At 70.7% G+C, this 11,035-nt stretch carries 7 protein-coding genes and 2 pseudogenes; 5 read left to right on the top strand and 4 right to left on the bottom strand.

All coding sequences use genetic code 11. From position 1 onward, the window contains the following. Window positions 1-110 precede the first annotated feature (110 nt). The 3 genes from ACZ4Z2_RS06670 to ACZ4Z2_RS06660 all read left to right on the top strand — a co-directional run bounded on the left by ACZ4Z2_RS06670 (window position 111) and on the right by ACZ4Z2_RS06660 (window position 2,710). Window positions 111-320 carry an MbtH family protein gene (locus ACZ4Z2_RS06670; RefSeq protein WP_099969990.1) on the top strand — a complete coding sequence of 70 codons (210 nt, stop codon included), beginning with the start codon at window positions 111-113 and terminating at the stop codon, window positions 318-320. A 54-nt stretch (window positions 321-374) separates the two neighbouring features. After that, window positions 375-1,370 (top strand): TauD/TfdA family dioxygenase, encoded by a 996-nt coding sequence (locus ACZ4Z2_RS06665; RefSeq protein ID WP_468073358.1) that lies wholly within the window; start codon window positions 375-377, stop codon window positions 1,368-1,370. A 71-nt stretch (window positions 1,371-1,441) separates the two neighbouring features. Then, window positions 1,442-2,710: a diaminobutyrate--2-oxoglutarate transaminase gene (locus ACZ4Z2_RS06660; protein ID WP_468073054.1), complete on the top strand. Its 1,269-nt coding sequence runs from the start codon at window positions 1,442-1,444 to the stop codon at window positions 2,708-2,710. A 271-nt stretch (window positions 2,711-2,981) separates the two neighbouring features. Here the strand turns inward: ACZ4Z2_RS06660 and ACZ4Z2_RS06655 are convergent, their stop codons facing one another. After that, window positions 2,982-4,667 (bottom strand): ribonuclease J, encoded by a 1,686-nt coding sequence (locus ACZ4Z2_RS06655; protein WP_468073052.1) that lies wholly within the window; start codon window positions 4,665-4,667, stop codon window positions 2,982-2,984. Between the two features lie 358 nt (window positions 4,668-5,025). Between ACZ4Z2_RS06655 and trhA the strand changes: the two are divergent. Next, window positions 5,026-5,660, top strand: a pseudogene (trhA, locus tag ACZ4Z2_RS06650) (PAQR family membrane homeostasis protein TrhA). 672 nt (window positions 5,661-6,332) lie between these two features. Next, window positions 6,333-6,692, top strand: coding sequence for a hypothetical protein (locus tag ACZ4Z2_RS06645; RefSeq protein WP_468073050.1), 360 nt, complete (start codon window positions 6,333-6,335; stop codon window positions 6,690-6,692). A gap of 44 nt (window positions 6,693-6,736) precedes the next feature. On the opposite strand, the pseudogene ACZ4Z2_RS06640 reads toward ACZ4Z2_RS06645, so the two are convergent. The 3 genes and pseudogenes from ACZ4Z2_RS06640 to ACZ4Z2_RS06630 form a co-directional block, all read right to left on the bottom strand. Continuing rightward, a pseudogene (locus ACZ4Z2_RS06640) lies at window positions 6,737-7,059 on the bottom strand (SCO5918 family protein). Between the two features lie 247 nt (window positions 7,060-7,306). Next, window positions 7,307-8,635, bottom strand: coding sequence for a class I SAM-dependent RNA methyltransferase (locus ACZ4Z2_RS06635; RefSeq protein WP_468073048.1), 1,329 nt, complete (start codon window positions 8,633-8,635; stop codon window positions 7,307-7,309). Window positions 8,636-8,763: 128 nt separating this feature from the next. Continuing rightward, complete coding sequence (locus tag ACZ4Z2_RS06630; protein ID WP_468073046.1) at window positions 8,764-10,827, bottom strand: APC family permease; 2,064 nt, start codon at window positions 10,825-10,827, stop codon at window positions 8,764-8,766. Between the last annotated feature and the right edge of the window lie 208 nt (window positions 10,828-11,035).

Genomic DNA, 11,035 nt, shown 5'->3' with positions numbered 1-11,035 from the left:
GACCGACCCGCCGACCAGACCCACCAACCACACCCACCGACCGTACCGATCCAACCGCATCGACCCGGCAGGCCCGCCGAACGGGCCTGCCCACCCGAGAGGAAACAGCGATGACCAACCCCTTCGAGAACCCCGACGGCATCTACCGGGTCCTGACCAACGACGAGGGCCAGCACTCCCTGTGGCCCGACTTCGCCGACGTGCCCGCGGGCTGGACCACCGCCTTCGGCCCGGACGGACGGGCCGCCTGCCTGGAGTACATCGAGCGCGAGTGGACCGACCTGCGCCCGAAGAGCCTCGTCGAAGCCATGGGCGAGTGACGCGGGCGACGGCACGAGAGCAGAGGGAACACGCACGTGAGCAGCGTCGAAGTGATGCCGTCGGCGGCCGGCGCGGAACCGTCGTACGGCGAGGGGGACGGGGCGGTCCGCCTCGGCACCCATGAGTCGGCCGCGCTGGACCTGGTGACGCGGGGTCTGCTGGCCCGGGCGGGAGACCGGGTCGACGACCCCGAGTGGGTGGCCCGGGCCCGGCACGCCTGGGAGGACGCACCCGCCGAAGTACGCCGGTCGATACGGGAGTTCCGCAGGCACTCCGGCCCGGACGGCGCCCTGGTCCTGCGCGGGCTCCCCATCGGCGCCCCGGACCTGCCGCCCACCCCCATGGTGAAGGGCTCGGTGCAGCGGGTGCCGTCACTTCCGGCGGCGACCCTGCTGCTGTTCGCGGCCGGGCTCGGCGACCCGGCCGCGTTCGCCGCGGAGAAGTCCGGTGCCCTGGTCCAGGACGTCGTACCGGTGCCGGGCCAGGAGCAGGTGCAGGGCAACGTCGGCTCCGTGGAACTCACCTTCCACACCGAGAACGCGTTTCACCCCCACCGCCCCGACCATGTGCTGCTGCTGTGCCTGCGGTCCGACCACGAGGGCGTCGCGGAGCTGCGCACCAGCTGCGTACGCCGTCTCCTGCCGCTGCTCACGCCGGGCACCCGGGAGGCCCTCACCCGGCCCGAGTACGTCACGGACGCACCCCCGTCCTTCGGCCCGGCCGGCCAGGGCACCGCGCACGCGGTCCTCACCGGTGACCCGGAGGATCCGGATCTGCGCTACGACGAGGCGGCCACCCGGGCCGTGACCGACGCGGGCCGTGCCGCCCTCGCTGAGCTGAGCGAGGTCGCGCACAGGACGTACACCGGGGTGCTGCTGCGCCCCGGCGACCTGGCGATCGTCGACAACCGGGTGACGCTGCACGGGCGTTCGGCCTTCATGCCCCGCTACGACGGCCGGGACCGCTGGCTCCAGCGGACGTTCGCCTTCTCGGACCTGCGCCGCTCCCGCGACCACCGCCCCGGCGACGGAACGGTCCTGGTCAAGTGAGCGCCGGGGCGGGCGCGGACGAGTGCGGATGAATGACGGATGAGTGCCGACTACGAAAGGTACGTGCTGACATGACCGAGGCCGAGCGGGCCCGGCTCGCGGTGTGCGAGCGTCGTGAGTCGAACGTACGCAGCTACTGCCGCAACTTCCCGGTGGTGTTCGAGCGCGCGGCCGGGCACCACCTGTGGGACGTCTCCGGGCGCCGCTATGTGGACCTGCTGTGCGGGGCCGGCGCGCTGAACTACGGTCACAACCCGCCGGAGATCGTCGAACGGGTGACGGCCTATCTCGCGGCCGGCGGCCCCGTGCAGTCCCTCGACCTGCACACCGCGGCCAAGGCCGAGTTCCTCGAACGGTTCACGGAGGTGGTGCTGGAACCGAGGGGGTTCGGCGACCACGTGGTGCAGTTCCCCGGCCCGGCGGGGACACTCGCGGTCGAGGCGGCCCTCAAGCTGGCCCGCAAGGTCACCGGGCGCACGCGGGTGATCGCCTTCACGGGCGGCTTCCACGGAGCGTCGCTGGGCGCGCTGGCAGCGACCTCCTCCCCGCTGCTGCGCGGCGGGGCGGGGGTGCCCCTGCGGGACGTGACGATCCTGCCCTACGGGGACGCCCCGGACGCGATGACCGCGCTGGAGGAGGCGCTGGCCCCCGGCTCCGAGGTCCCCGCGCCCGCCGCGATCCTGCTGGAGACGGTCCAGGGCGAGGGCGGCCTCCATGTGGCGCCGGGCCCATGGCTGAGGCGGATCCGTGAACTGGCCGACGCGGTGGGCGCGTTGGTCGTGGTCGACGACATCCAGGCCGGCTGCGGCCGCACCGGCACCTTCTTCAGCTTCGAGGACACCCCCGGCCTGGATCCGGACCTGGTGTGCCTGTCGAAGTCGCTGAGCGGCATGGGCCTGCCCATGGCGGCCCTGCTGATCCGCCGTACCTACGACCGGTGGGCGCCCGGCGAGCACAACGGCACCTTCCGCGGGAACAACCTCGCCCTCGTCGGCGCCTGTGCCGCCCTCGACCTCTGGACGGACCCGCACTTCACCGCCCACGCCGCCGAGCTGACCGAGGCGATCCGCACGGGGCTCGAGTCCGTCACCGCCGCCCTACCGGCCCCGGCCGCGGAGGTCGTCGGCAAGGGTGCGATGAGCGGTCTGCGCTTCGAGGATCCCGCCCACGCCGCCCGGGTGCAGATGTCGCTGTACCGCGAGGGAGTCATCGCGGAGACCTCCGGCCACGGCCACGTCCTCAAGCTCCTCCCCCCGCTGACCATGCCCCTGCCCGACTGGAAGGAGGCCCTGGACATCCTCGCGACCGCGCTAGAAGAACACCCCCAGCGCACCACCTGATCACCGGACCGGAAAGCCGCCTGCACCCCGACGGGTGGGCATGCACGAACACATGCCCGCCCGTGGCGTCATCCCTCTCCTCCTCCGGCCGGTACACCGGGCTGCCCGCGCTTCCTGTCCCGTGGCCGTGATGGTGCTGCTCGGGCGGCAGGTCAGCCGCCGGAGGGGACTACGGGATGCCCGGCGCAGCGGTGACATCAGCAACGACTCGTCGCCGGGTTTCACCTCGTGCACATCGGCGTCCGCCCCCGGGCGCCTGCCGGGCCGCGGCTCAGGCGTCGATGATGACGGGGATGATGAGGGGCTTGCGACGGTAGGTACGGAACGCCCAGTTCGCCACGGCGCGGGCGATGAGCTGTTCGAGCTGGCGCGCGTCCCCGACGCCTTCCTCGGCCGCGCCGGCCAGGGTCTTCTCGATGACGGGGATGACCGGTTCGAAGGTGCTGTCGTCGTGCACGAAGCCCCGGGCCAGGAAGTCGGGGGCCTCGGCGAGGGCACCGGTGTCCGCGTCGACGATCGCCACCACCGTCACCACGCCTTCCTCCGCGAGGGTGAGGCGGTCCTTGAGGGACGCTTCTGTGGCGCCGCCGACTTCCATGCCGTCCACATAGACGTTGCCGGCGGGGACCTTGCCGGTGATGGATGCGCGTCCGTCGACCAGGTCGACGACGACCCCGTCCTCGGCGATGACGACCCGGTCGGGGTCGACGCCGGTACGGATCGCGAGGTCGGCGTTTGCCCGCAGGTGGCGCCATTCGCCGTGCACCGGCATGACGTTGCGGGGTTTGACGATGTTGTAGCAGTAGACGAGCTCGCCCGCGCTGGCATGCCCGGAGACGTGCACCTTGGCGTTGCCCTTGTGGACCACGTGGGCGCCCCACCGGGTGAGCCCGTTGATCACCCGGTAGATGGCGTTCTCGTTGCCGGGGATGAGGGAACTGGCGAGCAGGACGGTGTCGCCCTTGCCGATGCGGATCAGGTGGTCGCGGGTAGCCATCCGTGACAGCGCGGCCATCGGTTCGCCCTGGGAGCCGGTGCACACCAGCGTGACCTTGTGGTCCGGGAGCTTCTCCAGCTCCTTCGTGCTCACGACCAGACCGGAGGGGACCTGCAGGTAGCCCAGGTCACGGGCGATGCCCATGTTGCGGACCATCGACCTGCCGACGAAGGCGACCTTGCGGCCGTACTGGTGCGCGGCGTCCAGGACCTGCTGGATGCGGTGCACATGGCTGGCGAAGCTGGAGACGATGACCCGGCGCGGCGCGGTGCGCATCACCTGCTCGATCGCCGGGTTCAGCTCACGCTCAGATGTGGTGAAGCCGGGCACCTCGGCGTTGGTGGAGTCGGTGAGGAACAGGTCCACGCCCTCCTCGCCGAGGCGGGCGAAGGCGCGCAGATCGGTGATGCGGTCGTCGAGAGGGAACTGGTCCATCTTGAAGTCGCCGGTGTGCAGCACCAGACCGGCCCGGGTGCGGATCGCGACCGCGAGACTGTCGGGGATGGAGTGGTTGACCGCCACGAACTCGCAGTCGAAGGGACCGAAGCCGCGCCGGTCGCCCTCCCGCACCCGCACCGTGCGCGGCCGGATGCCGTGTTCCTTGAGCTTGGCCTCCAGGAACGCCAGCGTCAGCTTGGAGCCGACGACGGGAATGTCGGACCGCTCGCGCAACAGGTACGGCACGCCGCCGATGTGGTCCTCGTGGCCATGGGTGAGTACCAGGGCCACGATGTCGTCCAGCCGGTCCCGGATCGAGGTGAAGTCCGGCAGGATCACGTCCACGCCGGGCTGGGTCTCCTCGGGGAAGAGCACGCCGCAGTCGACGATGAGCAGCTTGCCCGCGTGCTCGAAGACGGTCATGTTGCGGCCGATCTCGCCCAAGCCGCCCAGGGCGGTGACCCGCAGCCCTCCTTCGGGAAGGGGCGGGGCGGCTTTCAGCTCGGGGTGCGGATGACTCATGCCCTGACGGTACCCGGAGAGCGGGACGGGATGATCCATTGCCTGTGTGATCTCTTCTTCCCGACGGAGCGGGGCACCGGCAGCGGCCGCTCCGGGATGACCGGGTGACGCCGGCGGCCGGACAGGGAGGGGTCAAGGCGGCGCCGCCTTCGGTGGAATTCCCCACCTGATCGCCGCCTCCCCTGCGCGGGCAGCCTCTTAGCATGATCGGATGATTGCCGATGATGCCCAGAAGAACGAGACAGGACGGGAAGCTGTTTCCGGGGACGCCGTAGCCGGTCTCCCCGGCGGATCACATCATGGCAATGCCGCGGAGGAGTTCCACCCGGTCGCCGACCTGGTCGAGTGGGCGGCCGACATGGTCGAGCCGGTCAAGCCGAAGCTGCGTGGCTGGCTCCATGCCGCGATGGTGCCTGCCTCGCTGAGCGTCGGCATCGTCCTCATCTGCCTGGCCCGGACCCAGCAGGCGGCCCTGGCCTGCACCGTGTACTCCGTCACCGCCTGGCTGCTGTTCGGGACGAGCGCCGTCTACCACCTGGGTACCTGGGGGCCGATGGGTGAGGCCGTCCTGCGTCGCTCGACCACGCCAACATCTTCCTGATCATCGCCGGGACCTGCACCCCTCTGGCCGTGCTCCTCCTCCCTCCTGACCGGCGCGACCTGCTGCTCGGGATCGTATGGACGGGCGCGCTGACCGGTATTGCCTTCCGCGTGCTGTGGATCAACGCTCCCCGCTGGCTGTACACCCCCTGCTACCTGGCCCTGGGATGGGCACCGGTGCGCTACCTGCCCGACTTCCTGCACACCGGCGGTACGGCCGTGGTCACCCTGACAGTGACCGGCGGTCTCCTCTACAGCGCGGGCGCGGTGGTCTACGCCGTCCAACGCCCCGACCCCTCGCCCCGCTGGTTCGGCTTCCACGAGGTGTTCCACGCCTTGACCGTGGCGGCCTTCACCGCGCACTACATCGCCATCGCCCTCACCGTCTACTGACCACGACAGCAGGCGCCTCCGCCTCCGGCACGGTCCTCTCGCCGGCACTCGCGGCTCGATCAACGGCTGGGGCCGTGTGGGGGGATGCCTGGAGGCGCGGCGGCGCCCGGGTAGTGAGCGTGCCAGCCGCCTCACCCGTTGCGGCGGCGCCGCGAGCGGGCCGGAGGTGAGCGGCATGCCGGTGGAGCCGTTCGGACACGAGCACCATCTCTCCGCGCAACCGCGGTCCTGCTCACGGCGGCCCCTCGTCACTTCGGGCACCCGGTCCGGTCGTCAGTCCCGTCGCCGTCGCACAGCAACCTGGCTTCGAAACTCCACGACCGTACCGTCATACGTGGACTGCGGCCCGGCAGTTCGGGTCTGCCGGGCCTGGCTCGATCCAGAACCGCCCGCGGAGCTTCCCGTGACGGCGCCGACCGGCGCGGCGCGCCGACCGCGCCCCTCCCTCCGGCGAGCACGACGGCTCGGGGGATCGGCGGGGCACAGGGTCGGGTGGGCAAGGGCCGGGCATGGACATGGACGATTCGCAGGCGAGCATGCCCCTGGCTCGCAGCCGCCGCACATATGCACCCCTGACCGGTGACGCGGCACCAGGCGAGCCGTATGCGCCCGTCTCGCCCGGTTGCACCACCGCTGCACTCCCGGGCGGTCCGGTGCATAGAATCTGATCCCATGTCGAAGCCTGACGAGCTGCTCGTTGCGATAGCGGCCCTCGTGGAGTCCGGACAGAGCAATCAGATGTCCCTGACCGCGGTCACCAGCGGTGCTGTCATCACCGGCCGGCTGGCCCCGGAAGCCATGTGGAGGCAGAGGGTGTCGGAGGTGCTGACGGACTCCGCCGACCTGCGCCAGTTCTCCGCCGCCTTCGACGCACCCGCGAGGAAGGACGGGCCGCCGACGCATCTGCATTTCCACGTCGCTCGGATCCTGCAGGGCACGGTGGGGATCCCGGAGACAGGCGGGATGTACCGCGTCGCGATCGACGACGTCAGTGCCTGGACCGTGGGCGACTTCAGCTACTCCGACCACTGACCCACCGGCCCACCGAACACACCGGTGGGGCTTCACTGGTCGGCTCACCCTGTCCGCAAGTCAGGCGGTCGGGGGGTGCCGAGCGTTGCGCTGGCCGGCCCGCAAGGGCCGGCCAGGGGCGCCGATGCCGCGGTGGGGCGGGTGCCGCCGGCGAAGCCGAGTCGGGTCATGGCCCTGAGGACTTCGCCGGTGCCACCTCGCGCCGGTCCTGGCGTGTGAGGACCTGGCCGCCCTGCTTGGCGGGGCAGTGTCCTCATCCGACGATGACGAACTCACCGGTGACCGGCTCAGGTGCAACGCCCGTCATCGATTCCGCCACACCGCTCTTGGTCAGGTCGAACCTGAAGCGGGCGATGACACGGCGCATGTGTTCGTCGACCGCGGGCGGCCCCCCGAGCCACCGACGATCCCGGGCGCGGGAAGACCTCCTGCTCTCCCGGTCGCAGGACGACCTCATGGACCGAGGCGGCGTCCACTCCGGCGACCACAAGGCGGCCCGCCTCCCCGCCCGGCGCGTGAACGAGTACACCGCCGAACCCACCCGCGAACACCCGGAACACTTCGGCAACTGCGTGTCGCTGCCGGTACAGGAACCAACGCCGAGAACGAGCCGGTCAGAGGCCCTTCTCGGCAGGCTCCAAAATCGCCACGCACTCCACATGATGCGTCATCGGAAACAGATCGAACGCCCGCAGCGTCCGCACCCGGTAGCCGCCCTCGCGGAAGTACCCGAGGTCGCGGGCCAGCGCGGCCGGGTCGCAGGCGACGTAGGCGATGCGGCGGGCGCCCAGCGTGGAGAGGTGCTCCACCGTCTTGCGGCCCGCGCCCGCGCGGGGCGGGTCGAGGACGACGAGGTCGACCTCGGTGATCCCGGTGCGCGGCAGCACCGCCTCGACCTTGCCCAGCTCGATCCGCACGCGGTCGAACTCCGCGAGGTTGTGCCGCGCGTCCTCGACCGCCCGCTTGCCGGACTCGATCCCGAGGACGGCCCCCTTCTCACCGACCCGGTCGGCGAGCGCGCCCGCGAACAGCCCCACCCCGCAGTACAGGTCGAGCGCGGTGTCCCCCTTGCGGGGCAGCAGGCCCTGCATGACGGCCTTGACGAGGGTGTCCGCCGCCTTGGGGTGGACCTGCCAGAAGCCTCCGCTGCCGACCCGGTACGTGCGGTCGTCGGCGCGCTCACGGACGAAGGGGCGTCCGTGGACGCGGTGCACACCCCGGTCCTTCTCCCCGACCCGCATCACCGACACCGGCTTGTCCAGCTCCACGATCGGCAGGCGCGCCCCCGGCTTCGGCGTGAGGATCACCTGGCGGTCCTGCGACCCCGTCGCCGCGATCGCGTCGACCGACTCCATGCCGGTCCAGTCCCGCTTCTCGATGCCCAGCTCGCTCACACCCGGTGCCGCGATCATGCAGTGGTCGATCGGCTCGACCTCGTGGGAGCGGTGGCGGCGCAGACCCGCGCGCCCGGACGCGTCCACCGCGTACTGCACACGCGTGCGCCACGCCGGGACCTCGCCCGCCGGGACCTTGTCGCCCTCGGCCGGCATGACCGTGCCGTCCCAGCCGGCCTCCTCGGGTGTGAGGCCCGCGAGCCGCCGCAGCTGCTCGGCGAGGACCTCGCCCTTGAAGCGCCGCTGCGCGCCCGGCTTGACGTGCTGCCAGTCGCAGCCGCCGCACCGGCCGGGACCGGCGTAGGGGCAGGGGGCCTCGATGCGGTCCTTGGCGGCGTCGAGCACCTCGACCGCGTCCGCCCTCAGGAAGCGCGCGCCCTCCTCGCCCTCGGTCACCCGGGCCACGACGCGCTCACCGGGCAGCGTGTGCCGGACGAAGAGGACCTGGCCCTCGGCCGTGCGCGCGATGCAGTGGCCACCATGGGCGACGGGGCCGATCTCGACCTCGTACTCCTCCCCCACCAGCGATTTCTTCGGTTCTGCCTGCATGGCGGGGTGACTCCAGGAGAGAGGGATGCGACAACGGCCGGACAACAGCCCACCAGTCTACGTGGGTGTCGTCCGGCCGCCGACCACGGGAGCGGCGCCCGCCTCACGCGGACACCGCCCCCGGCGCATCAGCTCCGGTTGCCCGAGGATCCGTTCGCCGGTGTCTTGGACCGGTCGGCCGCCGGACCTCGCCGCACGGAACCCGGCGCGTTCCACTCCTGACGCTTGCGTTCGCGCCGCTTGGCGACCTCGGAGGACTCCAGCTGGTACGGCACGGACGTCACCATCACGCCCGGCGTGAACAGCAGCCGTCCCTTGAGCCGGAGCGCGCTCTGGTTGTGCAGCAGATGCTCGTACCAGTGGCCGACCACGTACTCGGGGATGATGACCGAGACGGCGTCGCGCGGGGACTCCTTGCGCAGCCCCTTGACGTACTCGATGACCGGCCGGGTGACCTCCCGGTACGGCGAGTCGAGGACCTTCAGCGGTACGTCGATGCCGCGCCGGTTCCACTCCTCCTGGAGCGCCTTGGTCTCGGCCGGGTCGACGTTGACGCTGAGCGCCTCCAGGGTGTGCGAGCGCAGCAGCTTGGCGTAGGCGAGGGCGCGCAGGGTCGGGCGGTGGATCTTCGAGATCAGCACCACGGAGTGGACCCGGGACGGCCGTACGACGTCGTCGCTGGGCCCGTCGGGGGCGGCGATCTCGGCGGCGACCCGGTCGTAGTGCTTACGGATCGCGGTCATCGTCGCGTAGAAGATCACCATGCCGAGCAGGGCGACCCAGGCGCCGTGCGTGAACTTGGTGACGAGGACGACGATCAGGACGAGCCCGGTGAAGAAGGCGCCGAAGGTGTTGATGGCCCGGGAGCGGACCATGTGGCGCCGCTTGGCCTGGTCCTTCTCGGTACGCAGATGGCGGTTCCAGTGCCGGACCATGCCCGTCTGGCTCAGGGTGAAGGAGACGAACACACCGACGATGTACAGCTGGATCAGCCGCGTGGAGTCGGCGCCGTAGATCCACACGAGCAGCATGGCGGCACCCGCGAGGAGCACGATGCCGTTGGAGAAGGCGAGGCGGTCGCCGCGGGTGTGCAGCTGACGCGGCAGGTAGCGGTCCTGGGCGAGGATCGAGCCGAGCAGCGGGAAGCCGTTGTACGCGGTGTTGGCGGCCAGGAACAGCACCAGGGCGGTGGCGGCGGCCAGCACCACGAACAAGAACGTCCCGTCACCGAAGACGGCGGCCGCGACCTGCGAGATCACCGGGTTCTGGACGTAGGACTCGCCCACCGGGGTGCCGTCGCGCACCAGGTCGACGGCCGGGTTCTCGGCCATCCGCACATCGGTGGCCATGGCGAGGCCGATGATGCCGCAGAACATGGTGACGGCGAAGAAGCCCATCAGGGCGAGCGTGGTCGCCGCGTTCTTCGACTTGGGCTTGCGGAAGGCGGGGACACCATTGGAGATTGCCTCGACGCCGGTCAGCGCCGCACAGCCGGAGGAGAAGGCGCGCAGCAGCAGGAAGACCAGCGCGAAGCCGGCGAGGCCCTGGTGCTCGGGCTTGATCTCCAGGTCGGCGGTGGGCGCCCGCATCGTCTCGTCGAGGACGAGACCGCGGAAGGCGCCCCAGGCGATCATCAGGAAGACGCCGACGACGAAGATGTACGTGGGGATGGCGAAGAGCTTGCCCGACTCCTTCACCCCGCGCAGGTTCATCAGCGTGAGCAGCACGATGATGCCGATCGCGCACAGCACCTTGTGCTCGACGAAGAAGGGGATGGCCGAACCGAGGTTCTCCACGCCGGAGGAGATCGACACGGCGACGGTGAGGATGTAGTCGACGAGGAGCGCGCTCGCCACGGTCAGGCCGGCCTTGGGGCCGAGGTTGGTGTTGGCGACCTCGTAGTCGCCGCCGCCGCTCGGGTAGGCGTGCACGTTCTGCCGGTAGGACGCCACCACGGTGAACATCAGGACGACGACCGCGACGGCGATCCAGGGGCTGAAGTGGTAGGCCGACAGGCCCGCGATGGAGAGGACCAGCAGGACCTCACCGGGTGCGTACGCCACGGACGAGAGCGGGTCGGAGGCGAAGACGGGGAGAGCGATGCGCTTCGGCAGGAGCGTTTCACCGAGCCGGTCGCTGCGCAGAGCGCGCCCGATCAGAATCCGTTTGGGCAGGTCGGTCAGTTTGGACACGCAGAGGATCGTAAGCGCCCCGGCTGGTTCTGGGCACATCCGGGTGAAATCCCGGCGGGCCCCTGGGTGAAATCTCCACGGGCGTCACTGCGAGGTGCGTCACGTGACGCATCCTCAGGCCTAATGAGGGCGTCCTGATGTCTATATGACGAATCCCGTCCCCCCACATCTTGGAGGCCCCATGCAGGCCGCGACCGCGGAGCTGATC

This window comes from Streptomyces sp. NPDC030183, from assembly GCF_055573455.1.
Note: the sequence above shows the minus strand (reverse complement) of the source record. Positions and strands in the feature narration are given on the sequence as shown.